Origin of the sequence: Bacteroides sp. HF-162, from assembly GCF_015679285.1 — a bacterium.
Lineage (GTDB): Bacteria > Bacteroidota > Bacteroidia > Bacteroidales > Bacteroidaceae > Bacteroides > Bacteroides uniformis.
The window spans coordinates 213,612-234,529 of the sequence record NZ_CP064937.1; the positions used below are offsets into that span (position 1 = coordinate 213,612).

At 45.8% G+C, this 20,918-nt stretch carries 17 protein-coding genes; 3 read left to right on the forward strand and 14 right to left on the reverse strand.

Annotated features, from left to right (window positions below):
* Window positions 1-17 precede the first annotated feature (17 nt).
* From mutL to tig, 11 genes are all read right to left on the reverse strand, one after another.
* A complete protein-coding gene (gene mutL / locus ITJ87_RS00855; RefSeq protein ID WP_117965162.1) occupies window positions 18-1,934 on the reverse strand; it encodes a DNA mismatch repair endonuclease MutL in 1,917 nt (638 codons plus the stop codon).
* 39 nt (window positions 1,935-1,973) lie between these two features.
* Window positions 1,974-2,264 carry a hypothetical protein gene (locus tag ITJ87_RS00860; protein ID WP_005829571.1) on the reverse strand — a complete coding sequence of 97 codons (291 nt, stop codon included), beginning with the start codon at window positions 2,262-2,264 and terminating at the stop codon, window positions 1,974-1,976.
* Window positions 2,265-2,268: 4 nt separating this feature from the next.
* Entirely contained in the window at window positions 2,269-3,990 is a 1,722-nt protein-coding gene (locus tag ITJ87_RS00865; protein ID WP_117600776.1) for an OstA-like protein, read from the reverse strand.
* 25 nt (window positions 3,991-4,015) lie between these two features.
* Window positions 4,016-5,383 carry a peptidylprolyl isomerase gene (locus ITJ87_RS00870; RefSeq protein WP_117965160.1) on the reverse strand — a complete coding sequence of 456 codons (1,368 nt, stop codon included), beginning with the start codon at window positions 5,381-5,383 and terminating at the stop codon, window positions 4,016-4,018.
* Window positions 5,384-5,393: 10 nt separating this feature from the next.
* On the reverse strand, window positions 5,394-6,242 hold the full coding sequence (locus tag ITJ87_RS00875; RefSeq protein ID WP_117965158.1) for a peptidylprolyl isomerase: 849 nt from the start codon (window positions 6,240-6,242) through the stop codon (window positions 5,394-5,396).
* A 57-nt stretch (window positions 6,243-6,299) separates the two neighbouring features.
* The gene (locus tag ITJ87_RS00880) at window positions 6,300-7,862 is read right to left on the reverse strand and encodes a peptidylprolyl isomerase (RefSeq protein WP_117600773.1); all 1,563 of its coding nucleotides are present in this window, start codon (window positions 7,860-7,862) and stop codon (window positions 6,300-6,302) included.
* An 89-nt stretch (window positions 7,863-7,951) separates the two neighbouring features.
* Window positions 7,952-9,427: an IMP dehydrogenase gene (gene guaB, locus ITJ87_RS00885; protein WP_117600772.1), complete on the reverse strand. Its 1,476-nt coding sequence runs from the start codon at window positions 9,425-9,427 to the stop codon at window positions 7,952-7,954.
* Between the two features lie 102 nt (window positions 9,428-9,529).
* Window positions 9,530-11,713 (reverse strand): DNA helicase RecQ, encoded by a 2,184-nt coding sequence (gene recQ, locus ITJ87_RS00890; protein WP_117600771.1) that lies wholly within the window; start codon window positions 11,711-11,713, stop codon window positions 9,530-9,532.
* A gap of 174 nt (window positions 11,714-11,887) precedes the next feature.
* Complete coding sequence (clpX, locus tag ITJ87_RS00895) at window positions 11,888-13,132, reverse strand: ATP-dependent Clp protease ATP-binding subunit ClpX (RefSeq protein WP_117600770.1); 1,245 nt, start codon at window positions 13,130-13,132, stop codon at window positions 11,888-11,890.
* 1 nt (window position 13,133) lies between these two features.
* Entirely contained in the window at window positions 13,134-13,796 is a 663-nt protein-coding gene (clpP, locus tag ITJ87_RS00900) for an ATP-dependent Clp endopeptidase proteolytic subunit ClpP (RefSeq protein WP_117600769.1), read from the reverse strand.
* A 132-nt stretch (window positions 13,797-13,928) separates the two neighbouring features.
* Window positions 13,929-15,284 carry a trigger factor gene (gene tig, locus ITJ87_RS00905; protein ID WP_117600768.1) on the reverse strand — a complete coding sequence of 452 codons (1,356 nt, stop codon included), beginning with the start codon at window positions 15,282-15,284 and terminating at the stop codon, window positions 13,929-13,931.
* 474 nt (window positions 15,285-15,758) lie between these two features.
* Here tig and ITJ87_RS00910 point away from each other — a divergent pair, with 474 nt between their 5' ends.
* The gene (locus tag ITJ87_RS00910) at window positions 15,759-16,007 is read left to right on the forward strand and encodes an RNA-binding protein (protein WP_005829545.1); all 249 of its coding nucleotides are present in this window, start codon (window positions 15,759-15,761) and stop codon (window positions 16,005-16,007) included.
* An 82-nt stretch (window positions 16,008-16,089) separates the two neighbouring features.
* Here ITJ87_RS00910 and lptB read toward each other — a convergent pair whose 3' ends face one another.
* Window positions 16,090-16,830: an LPS export ABC transporter ATP-binding protein gene (gene lptB / locus ITJ87_RS00915; RefSeq protein WP_034523256.1), complete on the reverse strand. Its 741-nt coding sequence runs from the start codon at window positions 16,828-16,830 to the stop codon at window positions 16,090-16,092.
* A 182-nt stretch (window positions 16,831-17,012) separates the two neighbouring features.
* Between lptB and ITJ87_RS00920 the strand changes: the two genes are divergently transcribed.
* Both ITJ87_RS00920 and ITJ87_RS00925 read left to right on the forward strand, forming a co-directional pair.
* Window positions 17,013-17,756 carry an ABC transporter permease gene (locus tag ITJ87_RS00920; RefSeq protein ID WP_005829541.1) on the forward strand — a complete coding sequence of 248 codons (744 nt, stop codon included), beginning with the start codon at window positions 17,013-17,015 and terminating at the stop codon, window positions 17,754-17,756.
* Window positions 17,753-18,523: an ABC transporter ATP-binding protein gene (locus ITJ87_RS00925; protein ID WP_005829539.1), complete on the forward strand. Its 771-nt coding sequence runs from the start codon at window positions 17,753-17,755 to the stop codon at window positions 18,521-18,523. The genes ITJ87_RS00920 and ITJ87_RS00925 overlap by 4 nt, the downstream gene beginning before the upstream one ends.
* A gap of 114 nt (window positions 18,524-18,637) precedes the next feature.
* Here the strand turns inward: ITJ87_RS00925 and der are convergent, their stop codons facing one another.
* Window positions 18,638-19,951: a ribosome biogenesis GTPase Der gene (der, locus tag ITJ87_RS00930; RefSeq protein ID WP_005829538.1), complete on the reverse strand. Its 1,314-nt coding sequence runs from the start codon at window positions 19,949-19,951 to the stop codon at window positions 18,638-18,640.
* Window positions 19,952-20,000: 49 nt separating this feature from the next.
* Window positions 20,001-20,882, reverse strand: a complete 882-nt coding sequence (gene era / locus ITJ87_RS00935) for a GTPase Era (protein WP_016274452.1) — start codon at window positions 20,880-20,882, stop codon at window positions 20,001-20,003.
* Window positions 20,883-20,918 lie beyond the last annotated feature (36 nt).

The window sequence follows — 20,918 nt, forward strand, 5'->3', positions numbered from 1 at the left end:
AAAGAAAGTACTCTTCCTTATTTGGAGAAAAGCTTTTCTATGTCGTCTTCTTTAATGGTCGCCAGCACCGTCTTTCCGTCCGGAGTATAATTCGGGGATGGGCATGCAAACAGATTGTCCACGAGATTGGACATTTCCTCGTTGCTCAGCACTTGTCCATAGACGATGGCCGCAGCACGTGCCAAGGTCGATGCAAGAATTGTCTGCACCTCTTCCTTAACGTCATTCCCTTTTTCCATAGCAGTATGTACCATATTCCGGACCAATTCTACCGGGTTCAACCCCTCTATGCCCGAAGGTATGCCGTTGATGGCATAGCTGCCGCCACCCAGCGGGCTCAAATCGAAGCCTACTGCCGACAAATCTTCCAATATACTTTCCAATACGGCAGCTTCCGAAGCCGGCAACTGGATAATCTCCGGAAACAATACCCCCTGGGATACGCCTTGTTTCTGTCGAATCTGGCTCATATAGCGGTCGAACAATACCCGGACATGCGCCCGGTGCTGGTCTATCAGCATCAGACCCGATTTAACGGAAGTCAGAATAAAACGCCCCTTGAACTGGAAGTGTTGCGCTCCTTTCTCTACCGTTGCCTCATTGCCATAGAAAGAGGCGCTTGCCCCGGAAGGAACCGTTTCCTGGAAATAAGGAACCCTCTCCTCCTCTCTTGGAGCCGTACCGGTAACCGTATCCTCTACAAAAGGCTCTTCCTCCATCGGCTCGTTCATCCTGCTGGCTTTTTCCAAACCGGAATAAAGCCCCTCCCACTCCACTTTGGGGCGCGAATAATTGCCACCGCCTCCATAGGAAGAAGCGGAAGACGTCTTGAAGGGATTGAAATCCGTGTTATAGTGTACCTTCGGAGGCTCTATCGGACGAGCCTGCTCGAATGCAGGAATATCCGGCATGTCCTCGGTATCAAAATCGATAGTAGGTATAGCGCTAAACTTGCCTAAGGATTCCTTGACCGCAGCCGACAGAATCTGCCAGATAGCCTGCTCATTCTCGAACTTAATCTCCGTCTTCGTCGGATGGATGTTCACATCGATATTGGCAGGGTCTACCTCGAAATAAATAAAGTAGGAGATTTGCTCACCGGCAGGAATCAGCTGCTCATAAGCGTCCATCACCGCTTTGTGGAAATAGGGGTGACGCATATAACGCCCGTTCACAAAAAAGTATTGGTGCGCTCCTTTCTTGCGCGAGGTTTCCGGCTTGGCAACAAAACCGGAAATCTTTATCATCGTCGTATTAACGTCTACGGACAGCAACTGCTGATTCAGCTTCTTTCCGAAAACTGCCATGATGCGTTGCCGCAAAGGCATTACCGGAAGATTGAACAATTCCGTATCATTACTATACAGATAGAAGGCTACCTCAGGATGCACCAGCGCTATACGCTCGAATTCCGTAAGGATATTGCTCAACTCCGTAGAGTTGGCTTTCAGGAATTTACGCCGGGCAGGAATATTGAAGAATAGGTTCTTGATGGAAAAATTGCTTCCCTTAGGGCAGGAAACGGCTTCCTGGCTCTCGACTTTAGAGCCGGCAATCAACAGTCGCGTCCCCAGCTCCTCGCTGGCTGGGCGTGTTTTCAACTCCACTTCAGCTACCGCAGCAATGGAAGCCAACGCTTCTCCACGGAAGCCCATGGTGCGTAGGGCAAACAAATCGGCAGCTTCGCGTATCTTTGAAGTTGCATGGCGTTCAAAAGAAAGACGCGCATCCGTTTCGGACATCCCCTTTCCGTCATCAATCACCTGAATGCAGGTCTTGCCCGCATCGGTAATCAGCACATGTATTTCCTCTGCTTCGGCATCAATTGCATTTTCCACCAATTCCTTCACAACAGATGCCGGACGCTGAATCACCTCTCCGGCAGCAATCTGATTGGCAACCGAATCGGGCAGCAAATGAATGATATCGCTCATGATAATGTTTAATGATTAGGGATTAATGATTAATCATTATTAAATGATTCCGTTACTGATGGCATACCACAGATAAATCAGCACAGCTATGACAACAAGGATTATGCCCAAATGCATCGGCTTACGTCCGCTCTCCTTGCGCCGCTTCAAGTGAGTTGTTCCTTCTATGAATTTGCCCCGTATATCCTCGGGCGAGAATTCCTTTTCCGGCAGCATACCCAGGTCACGCTTGGCGTTTTCTTCCATCTTCGCCAACTTCTCTTTCCGCTCATCCACATAGATATAGCTATGATTGAAGCCACGAGGCTTCCGCATTGCAAACATTCCCATGACGCTACTTATTATTTCGTTTAATATGCATATTCCTTGGCGAAGTTACAGGTTTCCGGTCACTTTTCTTCAATACTTCACCTGCTTTTTTAGCCCTCCACTCGAAGATATCCTCCTTGTTGAGCGGACGGATGTAGTCGAACCAGACAAAAGAAGGCAGCTTGCTCTTATCTGGTGGAATCTGGTCCAGAGGATAGGCTGTACCGGTAGTCTTTCCAACAAAGACTCCGCGCTCCATCCTTCTCTCCTTCAAGTACATTTTCAAAAGTCCGCCTTCCGAATAGTTCATCATAATCAGCGAACTGTCCTTCTCCTCTACCGGATAATACACCACCAGTACATTGCCGTTTACCTCCACCAGACGCATGTCTCCATCTATGAAGAAAGCCTTCATCTCCTTACCGGAAACTTGGTTATAGTGAATACTGTCCTTTTTCTCTACCGTCAGGGCCTGGTTGATGATATGCGCCCAGTCGATGGTACTATCGTTCATGTAAATTTTAATTTCCTCGCCCAACAACTGCTGTTCCCCGTGCCACAAAATAGGGTCGGTATACATCGTCATGCAAGAGTCTTTGGAATTATACACCAACGAATCGCATACGGCCTGCACATCCGTGCGATAAGCACGCACCTTATGATAGGCACGCATCTCCCGGTACATGGAATCGGTATTCATATGGTAGGTAATCAGCCTCAAAGTATCACCGTGCATGAACAGACTGTCGCCCTGCGAATAGTCGATAGCTACGGCACGTTTGGTGGCAACGGCGCTTCCGGTCAGTTCGTTGTAGAAACAGTAGTCGCCAGTCAACATGTTCCGGTTGACCGTATCATTCATCTGTACATTGTCAAAAGCCTCGCCGTATCCCAAGATGCGGTCGTAGAAAAGGCTGTCACCGGTCAGTTTCTTGCCTTCGTTAGTCAGTACGGAACGGTCGAGCAGTTCTGCCTGCTCAGTAGTCGTATTGTACACGCCACGTTCGGAATAAATATGATTTTGGTCACTCACAATGTCGGAGGGTCCTAAAATTGTGGCAATCTTGGTAGCTGTACTATACTTCAAGGTATCCGAAGTCAAAACAAACTTCGGGTTGACCAGCTTCACGTCGTGGTTGAAGACAGCCAACTTAGTGGCAGGGCTATATTCTCCCCACTCGGAAGTCAGCACATTATCCTCGTCGGTCAGCGTACCGCCTTCGAAGTAATAGCCCAAATCGTACAGACGGTCATAGTTCAAACTGTCAGTTGTCAGCACCGTATTACGATTTATCATACGTACATTCTCACGCAGCATGGCCAACTGCGACATGCCGTCATAATACAGATAGTCTCCATAGATAAACAAGGTGTCGCCCTGCTCCATACGCACATTGCCGAATGCCTCCACAGAATTTATCTTTTCGAATATCAGCGCACTGTCACAGAACATGTACATACTGTCATGCTTCATCCTCACCGAGCCGATGAGTACCTGCACATCAGGACGCAACTGTTTGTCCGCCTGCGCCTCATCTGCGTACAACAAATCGACGCGCGTCTTCTTCTTTTCCGGCGTCTCCGTCTTTTTCTGTTCAATTGAGTCCACTTTCTTCTTCTCCGGTGCACCAGTACTCTTCTTCTTGTCCTGCGCACTCAGCAGACAGATGCCAAACAAGCATAGAATACCTACCAGGAGGTATCTATGCTTGTTCAGGAAATGATTTTTTGTATTCTTCTTTTGCATACAAATCTATGTAAATCCTTCCGGATTATTCTTTAATCCAGCCCGGATACTTGAACGTACAGTTATTCTTCCAATTATCCTTGATACGGACATACGTGTGCTTCTGCTTCTCACGAATCCACTTGTCCAGCACTTCGTCGCGGCGTTTTTCCAACACAATCTCTTTCAAGTTCTGATAGTCATCGGCAATGGTAGCCTTGTGTCCCATCGTACGGCTCTTCAGCTTCACAATCACGCACTCTTCCTTTCCGGTCTTTTGCGGAATCATGGTGAAGGCTTCGGAGATTTCGCCCACTTTCATCTTATCCACCACCTTGGCTATTTCAGGGGGAAGTTCCTGCATCTCAAAACGGGAAGTGTTCGTATTAGGATTCGGCAACAAACCATGATTGTTGCGCGTATCCTTATCCTGCGAAAGCACGGAGGCAGCCTCTTCAAAAGAGAATTTGTTATTGCGGATATCATCGGCAATAGAGTCCAAACGGGCACAACCGGCAGCCAGAGCTTCTTCCGGAATATGCGGTTTCAACAGAATGTGGCGTGTTTTAATACGGTCACCGCGCTTCTCTATCAACTGAATGATATGGAAACCATATTCAGACTCTACAATCTTGGAAACCTTGCTGGGGTCTTGCAAGTTGAAAGCCACATTGGCATAAGCGGGGTCCAGCATACCGCGTCCTGAGAATTCAATCTCACCGCCACGCATGGCCGAACCACGGTCCTCAGAGTACAGACGAGCCAACATGGAAAAGCTTTCACCCTTATTGACACGGTCGGTATACTCACGCAAACGTCTCTTTACATCTTCTATTTCCTCCAAAGGGACCTTAGGCTGCTGAGTGATAATCTGCACCTCCACCTGGGTAGGGATATAAGGAATGCTGTCCTGCGGCAAATCCTTGAAGTAACGGCGCACCTCGGCCGGAGTTATCTTAACCTCGCCCACCAGTTTCTGCTGCATCTTCTGAACCTTCAATCCTTCACGGGCATTCTCGCGCAGCGTTTCACGAATCTGGCTGGAAGTCTTGTTGAAGTATTCCTCCATTTTCTCACGCGAACCGATATTGGCGATATACATATTCGTCATATAGTCCACACGCTGGATAACCTCACTCTCGGATACTTCGATACTGTCGAGGGCAGCCTGGTGAAGATACAGTTTCTGCACGGCTATCTCCTCAGGTATCACGCAATAAGGGTCACGGTCAAATTTGCGTCCTTCATACAATGCACTCATGCGTGCCTCTTCCACTTCGGACTTCAGTATAGCCTCGTCACCTACTACCCACACTACCTCGTCAATCACGTTGTCTTGTCCATAAACGGTAGAACCGACTAATAGCGTCAAGGCAAATAAAATTACAAACTTAAAGTTCATACACTGTTTCATTCTTGGTGTCTTATTCTAAATAATATTTAATCTTGTCTCTTTTCACCGCCCGTTGATACAAATCATCCTTCACTTGCTTCATGAATTCCACCTGCTTCACGTTCAGCAGCATATCCTTCACTTGGCTACGGGCAAACTCATAGGGTTCCTGCTCTCCCACCGGGCGATAATCGCTCACATTCAGGAAATAATGGAAAGCCGTATCCTTCAGCTCTACATGGCGATTCTTGTCCAGATACTCGTCCACATCAGAAACCTTCAAGGGCAGCATATCCAGTACTTCCGATACCTGCACCCATTTATCATAAAAATACTCATACTTCACAGCATTCTGCAGACTGTACTTTTCCAGATGTTCCACCGCCTCACGGGTTTCCATCTTGTACCAGCGACGAACATTGCCCAGCTGTGGGGCTGTCAAAGGAACTTTGATGAACAAGCCTTTCATCAACGGACGTTCCACTTTGAAGAGCGCCTGATTCTTCTCGTAATACTCCGTCAAGTCTTGTTCTGAAATCTCCTCTGATAGTCGCTGATGTATTAAAGCCTGCTGATAGGTATGCATTATCAATGCTTTGCGATAATTCTCCACAAGTTTATCAATCTCACCGTTATTGGGAATATTGCTCTGCGCTTTATCGTACAACAAAATATCTTCCACCCAATTACGGATATAATGTTCTGCAAACAACAGACTGTCGTCTTTGGACAAACCGGTCGGAAGTACCGATTGCAAATCTTCCCGGTAAAGGAAATTGCCGTCCAACTCCACTAACGGTGTCCGCCCTTTATGGTCGTGCCGCTCGCTGCACGCCACACAGAGAAGGAAAATTAAAAGCCCAAAGCAGGTTGTTCGCATCACCAACTGATATTTACTTCGTTTTGAGGTACGAAGATAGTGTTTTAATCGGTTGCATCAGTGATTATTAACGGTTTTTAAAACCTCTTGGTCAATTTCAACCTTACCGGCAGCACGCAACTTTGCCACCCAACGCGTTTCCAAATAGTTCCGATAAGCGGTTACGAGCGGCTCTCGCACCTCTTGCCAACTGTCCGGTCCCTTCTGCTTACGACCTTGTACAGCAGTAAAGGGAAATGACAAAACCGGAGTCGCATCCTTCCTTTTAAACACCAAATCATCCACATATGCATTATCACCGGGGGCAAATAATCCTTGCTCTGCCTGCACCTTGGGAGTATCGCCGGCATTGAAAGTGAGACGGATGGCATCCATCCACTCCTCTTCCGGAATCTGTTTCAGAAATTTCCGTACTTGCTTCGCCACTCGCTTGGTAGTACAATGCAGCACAATACCCCTATAACGCGGTTCGTCCCAATGGAAGTCCGAACGGTGCGCCTCAAAATATGCTTTCAATCCCGCTTCATCCACCACACTCCTCTTTCCCACTTCACGGTCAGTGATTTCGGCAAGCAACATGCTGTCACGATGCCCCTGCACCAACGCACAAAATTCGGGATGCTTCCATTCCAGACGGGAGTTTTCATAGTCCAGAATCGTTTTTACTGTAAAAGCCTCCAACTGTCTGCGCATCCCTGCCGGATAAGCAGCGGCAAATCCGACAAATTCTTTTCCACCGTATGCCTTGCCATCCAATGTAAACAATGTACGGGAAGTGCTTCCTTTAGCCAGCAGTTCGTCGATACCGGCTTTATCCGGCATATAGTGATACTCTTTCTTCAGTTTCTCCACAAAAGCCCGCGTTCCTTTATCCATTCCATGACGACGGGTTTGACAACGGATGATTTTGTCCTTCATCCTCTCAAAAGGAAGGATTTCCTGCTGTTCGAGTACTTTCACGATATGAATGCCTTGAGGAGTGAGGAACGGACGAGAAATCTCTCCGGCATTCAACCCGAATACAATATCCTCAAACTCCGCCGGCATCTGCAGCCAACCCACCCAAAACGCTTTCTTCTCATCGGAAAATTGCTCGACGCAAGCATCGAAAGACGGCGTACTTTCCCCTTCCTTTGCAAGAGCCCTATAGATAGAATCCATCCTAAACTCCACCTCACGCAAGGTATGACCGGAAATATTCTGGGGGAGATATTTAAAAATATGCTTCACATATACCCGACCTGCACGCCGGTCGGATTTCATCTTGTCATAGTACTGCCGTGCCGCCTGCTCTGCCGTCTTCTCATCTGTCAGGTATGATTTAATCAGACAACGGCGATATTCATCCTGCTCCTTCTGGAAAACACAGGAAGTATCCAATCCCGCAACTTCGGCAGCCTCTATTTTCAGCCTGAAGTCTATAAACTTATTCACATATACATCCAATGCCTTCCGGCCTGCACCGACAGAGGTACCGTCCTTATTATAGCTACGTTCGAATTCAGAACGGAGGACCTCCTTTCCATTGATACGCATCAATACCGGATCGTCCTGAGCCGAAACAGCCAATCCGAACCCAAGGAAGACAAACACCCAAAGCAATCTAACCATAAGCACCATCCGTTCTTTTTATACGGCTGCAAATATAAACAAAATGCCCGGAAAGCGGCAATCTCTCTCCAGGCATTCACTATTATTTTGTTATTATCTTACTCAGGACGGCTATAGTTCGGTGCCTCACTGGTTATAGATACATCGTGCGGATGACTTTCGAGTACACCTGCATTAGTAATGCGGGTAAACTTGGCATCGTGCAGTTTCTCTATATTGGCTGCACCGCAATATCCCATACCGGCACGCAGACCGCCAACCAACTGATAAATCACCTCATACAAAGTGCCTTTATAAGGAACGCGGGCGGCAATGCCCTCCGGAACCAATTTCTTCACATCACTGGTACCGCTTTGGAAGTAGCGGTCCTTGGAACCATTTTCCATAGCTTCCAACGATCCCATACCTCGATAAGACTTGAACTTACGACCGTTGAAAATAATCGTATCGCCCGGAGACTCTTCCGTTCCGGCAACCAGCGAACCGATCATCACGCTGTAACCACCGGCAGCCAACGCCTTCACCACGTCGCCCGAATAACGCAAACCGCCATCAGCAATCAAAGGAATACCCGTGCCCTTCAGTGCCTTTGCCACATCATAAACGGCAGACAACTGGGGAACACCCACACCGGCAACTACACGGGTAGTACAGATGGACCCCGGACCGATGCCCACCTTTACTCCATCAGCACCAGCCTCGACCAATGCCTTTGCAGCTTCACCGGTAGCAATATTACCAACAACAATGTCAATATGAGGGAAATGTTCTTTGGCCTCTTTCAATTTTTCAATAACCCCTTTAGAATGTCCGTGAGCCGTATCAATGACAATGGCATCCGCCCCTGCATCCACCAAAGCCCGCATGCGCTCCAAAGTGTCATTCGTCACTCCCACTCCGGCAGCAACGCGCAAACGACCTTTGCTATCCTTGCACGCCATAGGTTTATCCTTTGCCTTGGTAATATCCTTATAGGTAATCAGACCTACCAATTTGTTGTCTTTATCTACTACCGGCAACTTCTCAATTCTATGTTCTTGCAGAATTTGAGAAACAGCCTCCATATCCGTCGTAGGATTGGTAGTAATGATGTTCTCCTTGGTCATCACCTCGTCGATACGCTTATTCATATCTTTCTCAAAACGAAGGTCACGATTGGTAACAATACCTACCAAATATCTTTCATCATCTACCACCGGAATACCACCAATCTTGTATTCAGCCATCAAAGCCAGCGCATCAGCCACCGTAGAACCTCTCTTGATAGTTACCGGGTCATAAATCATACCGTTTTCGGCACGCTTCACAATAGCTACCTGACGTGCCTGCTCCTCAATGGACATATTCTTATGAATAACTCCGATACCACCTTCACGGGCAATGGCAATAGCCATCTTCGCTTCGGTAACCGTATCCATGGCAGCAGTTACAAACGGGATTTTTAACTCAATGTTTCGTGAAAACTTAGTCGAGAGTTCGACAGTTTTGGGCAAGACTTCAGAATAAGCGGGGATTAACAGTACGTCGTCATAAGTTAATCCATCCATTACAATCTTATCAGCAATAAATGACATAGGGCTATGCGTTTAAAATTTATTGCGTGCAAATATACGGTTTTTATTCCATTCCGTATACTTGCACGCAACATTTTTTTCTTTTTTATCAACTAAAGCCAATCAATTTGCCATCTCTGAAATAAACTTGATGCGTACCAAACGTACCTCTTCTTCCGTAAAGTCATCACCCAATTCATCCAGAGCATCATCAATCTTATCAGTGGTAGATTCCTTGAAATAATCATAGATATCCAGCAAGTGGTCTTCATCCATAATATCCTCCAAGAAATAGTCGATATTCAATTTCGTTCCGGAGTAAACGATAGCTTCTATCTCATCCAGTAACTCTTCAAACTCAATACCCTTTGACATGGCAATGTCATCCAACGCCACCTTACGGTCAATAGCCTGAATGATGGCCACCTTCATTTTTGACTTATTAGCTACAGTACGCACACGCAAGTCCTCAGGACGTTCAATCTCATTCTCTTCACAGTGACGCTTAATGAGTTTGCAGAATTCCTCGCCGTAGCGTTTTGCCTTTCCGGCTCCTACACCCGGTATGTTCTGCAACTCGTCCAAAGTTACCGGATATATGGTCGCCATTGCTTCCAAAGACGGATCCTGGAAAATAACATAAGGAGGCACTTCCAACTTCTTGGACAACTTCTTTCGTAAGTCCTTCAACATGGAGTACAATGCCGGGTCTACCGCACACGCACCGCCTCCACGTGCAGGTGCTTCTTCTTCCACATCCTCAAAGTCATTGTCTTCCACTATCTTGAATGATTTAGGATGTTTAAGGAACTTCCTACCGTCATCCGTCACTTTCAGCAAGCCATAGTTTTCGACATCCTTACTCAGATAGCCGGCAATAAGCGCCTGACGGATCACAGCATTCCACGTTTTGTCTTCTTCGCCCATGCCAGAGCCGAATACTTCGAGATCTTCGTGCAGATGCGCCTGCACTTCTGAAGTTTCCTTACCTTGTATTATGTCTATAATATAGTCCGCTTTAAAATTTTCTTTCACCGCGAGAACAGCTTCAATCACGGTACACAATAATTCTTGAGCTTCCACTTGTTTTTTCGGATTTAAACAGTTGTCACAATTACCACAATTTTCTTCCATATATTCTTCGCCGAAGTAATGAAGCAACGCCTTTCGGCGGCATACGGAAGATTCGGCATACGCAGCAGTCTCCAGCAGAAGCTGCTTGCCAATTTCCTGCTCTGCTACAGGTTTGCCTTGCATAAACTTCTCGAGCTTCTGCAAGTCTTTATTGGTATAGAAAGTAATACACTGCCCTTCTCCTCCATCTCTTCCGGCACGTCCGGTCTCCTGATAATATCCTTCCAGACTTTTGGGTATATCATAATGGATGACATAGCGCACATCCGGTTTGTCAATCCCCATACCAAAAGCAATGGTAGCTACAATCACATCAATTTTTTCCATCAGGAAATCATCCTGGTTCTGTGTTCGTGTAGCCGAATCCATTCCAGCATGATAGGCACGGGCATTGATTCCGTTTGCCTGCAGGATTTCAGCAAGTTCCTCCACTTTCTTCCGACTCAGGCAATAGATAATGCCTGACTTTTCGGGATTGTTCTTAATGAACTTGATGATGTCCCGGTCTACATTTGCAGTCTTGGGACGTACCTCATAATAAAGATTCGGGCGGTTGAACGATGACTTGAACACCTGCGCATCCACCATACCCAGATTCTTCTGGATGTCATGTTGCACTTTCGGTGTGGCCGTCGCAGTCAACGCTATCAGAGGGGCTTTTCCTATTTCATTGATAATGGGACGGATACGGCGATACTCAGGACGGAAGTCATGGCCCCATTCAGAGATACAATGGGCTTCGTCCACGGCATAGAACGAAATCTTCACCGTTTTCAGAAACTCCACATTCTCTTCCTTCGTCAGTGATTCCGGAGCCACATACAACAGCTTTGTCTTACCACTGAGTATGTCAGACCGAACCTGGTCTATCGCACTCTTGTTTAGGGAAGAATTGATGAAGTGGGCTATCCCATCCTCTTCGCTGAAGTTACGCATCGCATCGACCTGATTCTTCATCAAGGCAATCAGAGGAGAAATCACGATACCCGTGCCCTCCATCAACAAGGACGGCAGTTGGTAGCACAAAGATTTTCCACCACCGGTAGGCATCAACACGAATGTATCATTACCCGCCAACAGATTCTCTATGATTGCTTCCTGATTTCCTTTAAATGTATCGAACCCGAAGTATTTCTTCAGCTGGTCTGTCAAATTAATCTTCTTCCCTGCCATGATTCATTAGGTTGTTGTTTATTGAGTTAACTTTTAATAGTGGTACTCCGCCATGTTTTCACAAAGCACCCTAACAAAGTTATAAACAACTTCTTAAATTTCAAGCATAATCCATCGAATATTTTTCAATAAAAAGCAAAATAGTCGGTTTTACCCCGTATTACCATCTGATTCTTAAGCACTTTGCAGTCGTGCCATATTTGCCTTTTCAAGCTGGCGCTTGGCGTAGTCCAACGTCACAACAAAATGCCCCTTCTGTTCTGACGGAATTTCGAACATGGCATCCATCATAATTGTCTCCACAATGGAACGCAAGCCGCGGGCCCCCAACTTATATTCTACTGCTTTATCCACGATATATTCAAATACAGCATCTTCAAAAGTCAGCTTCACATTGTCCATCTCAAACAGTTTGATGTATTGCTTGATGATGGAATTCTTCGGTTCCGTAAGAATGGAGCGCAATGCCGCACGATCTAACGGATTCAGATAAGTCAGCACCGGAAGGCGGCCGATAATCTCGGGAATCAGTCCGAACGACTTCAAATCCTGCGGAGCAATGTACTGCATCATGTTGCTCTTATCAATGGTTGCCGTATTGCGTACAGCACTATACCCGACAACATGTGTATTCAGCCGCTGGGCAATCTTCTTTTCAATGCCATCAAAAGCCCCACCGCAAATGAACAGAATATTCTTGGTATTGACCGGAATCATTTTCTGGTCGGGATGTTTGCGCCCACCCTGGGGAGGAACATTCACCACAGAACCTTCCAGCAATTTCAGCAATCCCTGCTGCACGCCTTCACCACTCACATCACGCGTTATGGAAGGATTATCACCCTTGCGTGCTATTTTGTCTATCTCATCAATAAACACAATGCCTTGCTCTGCCTCGGGTACGTTATAATCCGCCACCTGGAGCAGACGCGTCAAAATGCTTTCAATGTCCTCGCCTACATAACCTGCCTCTGTCAGAACTGTTGCATCTACAATAGTAAAAGGAACACGCAGCAACTTGGCGATAGTACGCGCCAATAACGTCTTTCCCGTACCAGTACTGCCTACCATGATGATGTTCGATTTTTCAATCTCCACATCATCACCGCCGTCCTTCTGGAGCAGGCGTTTGTAATGGTTATACACCGACACAGACAAGAAACGCTTGGCATCGTCCTGACCAATGACATATTGGTCGAGGAACTTCTTTATTTCTACGGGTTTAGGAAGTTCTTTCAGATTCAGCTTCGTGGCACTTGCCTTCTTGCCAGCCCCCAAAGCCTCTTGAGTAATTTCATAGGCCTGGGTGGCGCAACTGTCGCAGATATAGCCATTCATCCCCGTTATGAGAAATCCGACTTCATCTTCTGTGCGGCCGCAAAAGCTACATCTATTTTTATTTTTTCTTGAATCTGCCATATTATTTTTTAATCAAAACCTCATCTACCATACCATATTCTTTGGCTTCCTGGGCTGTCATCCAGTAGTCACGGTCAGAATCCGCCCATACCTTGTCAAAGGGAGTGTGGGAGTGGTCAGCGATAATAGTATAAAGTTCTTTCTTCAGCTTTTGGATCTCACGTGCCGTGATTTCAATATCCGAAGCCTGCCCCTGGGCACCTCCCATCGGCTGGTGTATCATCACCCGGGAGTGGGTCAATGCGGAGCGTTTGCCTTCAGCACCGGCAACCAGCAGTACGGCTGCCATACTTGCAGCCATACCTGTACAGATAGTAGCCACATCACTGCTGATGAACTGCATGGTATCATAAATACCCAGACCGGCATATACTGAACCGCCCGGCGAATTGATATAGATGGAAATATCCTTGCCCGGATCCACCGAATCCAGATAAAGCAACTGAGCCTGCAAAGTATTGGCCGTATAGTCATCAACCTGCGTACCGAGGAAGATGATGCGGTCCATCATCAGACGGGAAAACACGTCCAACTGTGTTACATTGAGCTGGCGTTCCTCGAGGATATAGGGATTTAAATAGCTGGCTTGTGATTTAATCACATCGTCCAGTACCAAACTGTTCATACCAAGATGCTTGGTAGCGTATTTTCTAAAATCATCCATTTCTTTCTATTTTTTTAATTTATAAGGATACAAAGAAACAAAAAAGAACACAGAGACACAAAAAAACACAGAGTTATAGTTTGTCAAACTCTGTGTTTCTTTATAAATTTTAGCCGTAGGCTCACATTGCTCTTACGCAAACATCTTATTGAACTCTTCAGCAGAAACATTCTTGTGCTCCAGTTCCACCTGAGACTTCAATGCTGTAGCCAATTTAGATTCAACCACACGATTAACCAAGCCTTCTACACTCTCTTTCTTCTTAAGCATTTCCTTTGAGTAATTCTCCAGGATTTCTTCAGGTACACTCATCATACCATATTGTGCAAACTGTGCGCGAGTAGCTTCCTTAGCCATGTTTGTGATATCTTCCTGCTCAACCTTGATATCATTGGCTTTCACCAGCTGTTCTTTAATCAGGTGCCAAGTCAGCTCTTCGATGCTCTTGTCATAGTTGTCCTCTACAAAGCTTTCTTCCTTGTCAGGATTGTTCAGACGCATAATGCGCTTCAGTAATGCATCCGGGAATTCCAACTTGCCTACTTTCTCAGTCAGCATCTTACGTGCGTCAATCAAGAACTTATAGTCACTGTCTGCCACGAACTGGTTGGCAATAACTTCCTTCACTTTGGCACGGAATTCCTCTTCCGTTTTCACATTGCCTTCGCCAAATACCTGATCGAAAATTTCCTGAGTCAAGTCACCCGGAACGAAGCGTGTGATTTCTTCTACCTGGAAGCTGAAATTGGATTTCACTTCGGGAGCAGCTTCCTTGTCAATCTTCAATAAAGAAGACAATTCGGCAACATTTCCGTCCCAAGCAGTATTCGGGTTGAATACAAGCACATCATTCACTTTTGCACCAGCAAAAATAGCTTTCTGTTCATCATTCTTCATGTACGAAGGCATCATTACAGCGCCTTCCACCTGAATACCACCCTCTTTGGTATTACCTTCTTCATCCAGTTCAGCAAGCAAACCTTTCAGCATGTCATTGTCCTCGTAAACGTCTACCTTGTCATACTTGCCGTTACGTTGAGTATAAGCCTTGACCTGGTTATCCACCATTTCGTCTGTAACTTCAATAGTATAGTAATCTACCTTATCTTTTGCACTGACTTCAGCTTTAAATTCCGGAGCCAAAGCAATATCAAACAAGAATTCGAACTCTTCCATAGTATCGAAATCAATTTCCTGCTGCTTGTCTTCGTTGGGCAAAGGCTCGCCCAATATATTTACCTTATTGTCCTGGATATACTTATATACTGTTTCTGAAAGCAGCTTGTTCACCTCTTCAGCCAATGCAGACTTACCATACATTTTCTTAACTAAGCTCATAGGAACCATTCCCTTACGGAAACCGGGAATCTGTGCCTTCTGACGGAAGCTCTTCAATGATTTGTCTACTTTTTCCTGATAATCTGCTTTCTCAAGCTTTACAGTAAGCAGTGCGCTTACTTTGTCAATGTTTTGTAATGAAACGTTCATTCTGACAATTATTTATTTGATTTATACTTTGTTCCATATCTCAAATGGGCGTGCAAAATTAGCGTTATTCTTTCAATTATCAAAAGAACATTGCCGATTTATTTCAGTTTAATTCTTGGATAGAGCGGTAGAAGAGCCCAACCATCGGACTGACAACGGAGGACGTTTATGGGAAAGATACTCAGGGAAAAGACGATGATAAACCGAACCGTCCAGTTTCTATGAAGAGAAATGGGAGTTGCCCGAAGGCACGACAATCTACAAAAATAATTAAGGAAAAACATTGTTTATCCGAATTTTATGCGTTTCTTTGTCGCGGAATGATGGCGCATTAGTTTTTCGATTTCCATTACATGGTTTTTACTTCCGTTTTCAAGAACGCTTTTGTAAACTCTCTGTCGTTGTAATCCATTTATTATTCAGCCTTCCTTCCAAGAGAGTTTTATTCATTATATTTATTTTATCAATTTCATTATGAACATTTATGTTGGAAACCTTAACTACCGCGTTAAGGAGAGTGACCTGCAGAAGGCAATGGAAGATTACGGCACAGTATCTTCTGTAAAATTTATCAATGACCGCACCACCGGACGTTTCAGAGGCATCGCTTTTGTAGAAATGGAAGATGACGCTGCTGCAGCTAAAGCTATTGCCGAACTAGACGGTGCTGAATTCTTCGGCCGCCAAATGGTAGTGAAAGAAGCAAGACCTCCAAAATATTAATCATAGAGATTTAAGGAGAAATAAAAAAAGGCCACTGAATGAGTGGTCTTTTTTTATTTCTATCAATCGACAGTATCCGGGATTACTTCATAAAATCCTTGCGACGAAGTACGAAGCTATTACTCAGATACTTTTCACGTACAATCTTATTCTCGGCCAACTCTTCCGGCGTACCCTGGAACAAAATTTTTCCTTCAAATAGCAGATAAGCACGATCGGTAATGCTCAGCGTCTCCTGCACATTGTGGTCAGTAATCAAAATGCCGATATTCCTATCTTTCAACTTCCACACAATCTGCTGAATATCCTCCACTGCAATCGGGTCTACACCGGCAAAAGGCTCGTCCAACATAATAAATTTGGGGTCAATGGCCAGACAACGGGCAATTTCTGTACGGCGCCGCTCGCCACCTGACAACTGGTTACCCTTGTTCTTCCTTACCTTCTGCAAGCGGAACTCTGCAATCAGGCTCTCCAGCTTGTCTTTCTGATACTCCAAAGGCTTGTCGGTCATTTCCAGTACAGATGCAATATTGTCTTCCACACTCATTTGACGGAACACGGAAGCCTCCTGCGCCAAATAACCGATACCCGTCTGCGCACGCTTGTATACCGGATATTTCGTTATATCCAAATCATTCAAGAAGATACGTCCCTCATTGGGAGTAATCAGCCCTACGGTCATATAAAACGAAGTTGTCTTACCGGCGCCATTCGGCCCCAGCAAACCGACAATCTCCCCTTGCTTCACATCAATGGACACATGGCTCACTACCGTACGCTTTCCGTACTTTTTCACCAAATCCTCCGTACGCAGCACCATGCTACCTTCCTCCCGTGGCTCTGCCCCGGCAGTCAAGCTTGGTCCGGCCTGCAGATTTTCCTTAACTTCCTCTACATTGTTCTTTATGCCTTTTTCTTCTTCCATACTCTAAAGGTTTTCGCCGCAAATGTAGCAAAAATAAGCCGAAATAGTGTACATTTGCATTCAAATACTTATATGTTATGTTTAAAGCACTTAAGACAGTGGGACGATATATCATACTGATGGGACGCGTATTTGCCCGTCCCGAACGTATGCGTATGTTTTTCCGCCAATATGTCAACGAGTTGGAACAGCTCGGCGTGAACTCTATCGGCATCGTATTGCTGATATCGTTCTTCATCGGAGCTGTAATCACCATACAGATAAAGTTGAACATCGAGAGTCCCTTCATGCCCCGATGGACAGTGGGATATGTAACCCGTGAAATCATGCTGCTGGAATTCTCCTCCTCCATCATGTGTCTGATTCTGGCAGGAAAGGTCGGGTCAAACATCGCCTCGGAGCTGGGCACCATGCGGGTCACCCAGCAGATAGACGCCCTTGAAATTATGGGTGTCAATTCTGCCAACTATCTTATCCTACCGAAAATTGCCGCTATGGTGACAACCATTCCACTGATGGTGACGTTCAGTATATTCGCCGGCATCATAGGTGCCTTCTGTACTTGCTGGTTCGGCGGCATCATGTCGGCGGTAGATTTGGAATACGGCTTGCAGTACATGTTTGTCGAATGGTTTATTTGGTGCGGCATCATCAAGTCACTGTTCTTTGCCTTTATCATTGCCAGCGTATCGGCATTCTTCGGTTACACCGTCGAAGGCGGTTCCATCGAAGTGGGCAAGGCGTCCACCGACTCCGTAGTATGCAGCAGCGTACTTATCTTATTCGCCGACCTAATATTAACTCAACTTTTAATGGGATGATTGAACTGAAAGGACTTTGCAAATCATTTGAAGAAAAAGAGGTACTGAAAGATATCAATGCCACTTTCGAGAATGGAAAGACCAACCTAATCATAGGGCAGAGCGGTTCGGGAAAAACCGTACTCATGAAATGTATCGTGGGTCTGCTGACACCGGACAAAGGAGAATTGTTGTATGACCACCGCAACTTCCTCGCCATGGGAAAGAAGGAAAAGAAAGCGCTCCGCCGGGAAATGGGAATGATTTTCCAAAGTGCCGCGCTGTTCGATTCCATGACGGTACTGGACAATGTGATGTTTCCACTGAACATGTTCAGCAACGATACCCTGCGCGATCGGACTCGTCGTGCCATGTTCTGCTTGGAGCGTGTAAACCTGATTGAAGCCAAAGACAAATTTCCCGGAGAAATCAGCGGCGGTATGCAGAAACGCGTAGCCATTGCCCGTGCCATTGCCCTAAACCCGCAATACTTGTTCTGTGACGAGCCGAATTCAGGACTTGACCCCAAGACCTCGCTTGTCATCGACGAACTGATACAAGATATAACCCGAGAATACAATATGACTACTCTCATCAACACTCATGACATGAACTCTGTAATGGGTATCGGAGAAAAAATCATCTATATTTACGAAGGACACAAAGAATGGGAAGGCAATAAAGACGATATCTTCACTTCTACCAACGAGCGGTTGAACAGTTTCATATTTGCATCTGACCTATTCCGGAAAGTCAAAGAAGTGGAGATACAGAACCTTGAAGGATAAAACCACACCTCATTTTCTAACCTATTACATAAGAAAGCGTCCGGAAGCTATGTTCCGGACGCTTTCTCTTCATAAAACCAGTTAATAGAATCGACTATATCATCACGATATATTTTACTTCTGCCGGATATAGATATTTATCGGAGTTCCGGTCAACTTCCATTTCTCACGCATCTTATTTTCCAGGAATCGTCTGTAAGGCTCTTTCACATATTGTGGAAGATTTGCAAAATAAACAAATGACGGCACCTGGGTATTGGGCAACTGCGTAATATACTTTATCTTGATATACTTACCCTTAATTGAAGGGGGTGGATACGCCTCGATAAGCGGCAGCATTTCCTCGTTCAAACGAGCTGTCGGAATACGCGTCATACGATTTTCGTACACATCACGCGCCTCTTCCAATACCTTCAGAATACGCTGTTTGGTCAGTGCCGAAGCAAAGATGATAGGAAAATCCACAAACGGAGCGAAACGGTTGCGGATAGCATCTTCGAAAGTCTTCATCACCTTCACAGTCTTGTCCTTCACCAAGTCCCACTTGTTCACCACAACCACCAGCCCCTTGGCATTCTTCTGTATCAAGGAGAAGATATTCAAATCCTGGCTTTCGATGCCACGCGTAGCGTCTACCATCAAAATACATACATCTGCATTCTCAATGGAACGAATGGAACGGATTACGGAGTAGTACTCCAAATCCTCATTCACCTTGTTCTTCTTACGGATACCCGCCGTATCTACCAGGTAGAAATCAAAACCGAATTTATTGTAGCGGGTATAGATAGAATCGCGCGTGGTACCGGCAATCTCCGTCACGATGTTACGGTCTTCTCCAATAAAGGCATTGACTATGGAAGACTTTCCGGCATTAGGGCGTCCCACTACTGCAAAGCGGGGAATATCCTCGTCCAGAATTTCATCAGATTCCTTCTTGAACTTGCTGACGATAAGGTCCATCATATCGCCCGTACCGCTACCCGTTACAGCAGAAATACAATAAGGGTCACCCAAACCCAAGCTATAGAACTCAGGGGCATTGTATTGCAGTTCATGATTATCAGTCTTATTGGCAACCAGCAACACAGGCTTCTTGGCACGACGCAAGATGGCAGCTACCTGCTCGTCGAGGTCCGTAACCCCGTTCATCACATCCACCACAAACAGTATCACGTCGGCTTCGTCCACCGCCATCAATACCTGCTTACGAATCTCTTCTTCGAAAATATCATCAGAGTTCACTACCCAACCGCCGGTATCTACCACGGAGAACTCACGTCCCAACCATTCGGTCTTTCCATATTGGCGGTCACGGGTGGTTCCCGCTTCCTCATTCACAATTGCCTGACGTGTCTTGGTCAGACGGTTAAATAATGTAGACTTTCCCACATTGGGACGTCCTACGATTGCAACTAAATTTCCCATAGTTCACACTCTTTGTTTTTTGCGACTGTCACAGTCGTATGAATAACTCTTAATCCAGCTGATAACCAAAATTACGCAGTTCCTTGTCCGAACTCCGCCAATCCTTATCAACTTTCACAAACGTCTCCAGGAATATCGTTTTCCCGAAAAACCTCTCCAAATCACGGCGCGCTTCAGTAGCCACTTTCTTCAAAGCCTTCCCCTGCTTGCCTATGATAATACCTTTTTGCGAATCACGCTCCACATAGATTACGGCACTGATATGAATCTTCTTTGCCTCCTCCTTAAACTGTTCTACCATCACCTCCACCGAATAAGGGATTTCCTTATCGTAGTACAACAGAATTTTCTCACGGATTATTTCGGTCACGAAGAAACGCGCCGGCTTGTCCGTCCACTGATCCTTGTCGAAATAGGGAGGTGAGTCGGGCAACAGTTCCTTCACCCGCTTCATGACATAATCCACATTAAATTTCGAAGTAGCAGAGATAGGAATAATTTCCGCCTTCGGCAGCAATTCCTTCCATGCTTCCACCAGTTCCACCAGCTTTTCCTGGTTGCTTAAATCAATCTTATTGATAAGCAGCAATACCGGAACGTCCAAGTGTCCTACTTTCTCCACAAAATCATTATGCTTGTCGGGAGTCTCAACCACATCTGTCACATACAGCAACACATCCGCATCCGCCAATGCCGAAGTGGAGAAATTCAGCATGGACTCCTGCAACTTATAGTTTGGCTTCAATACACCCGGAGTGTCCGAAAACACAATTTGCATGTCATCCGTATTATAGATGCCCATAATCCGATGACGGGTGGTCTGCGCCTTGAAAGTGGCGATAGAAATACGCTCACCTACCAAAACATTCATCAATGTGGACTTGCCTACATTCGGATTTCCTACGATATTTACAAAACCTGCTTTGTGCATGACTTCAGTATTTGAATTGAGACAAAAAAACGCATC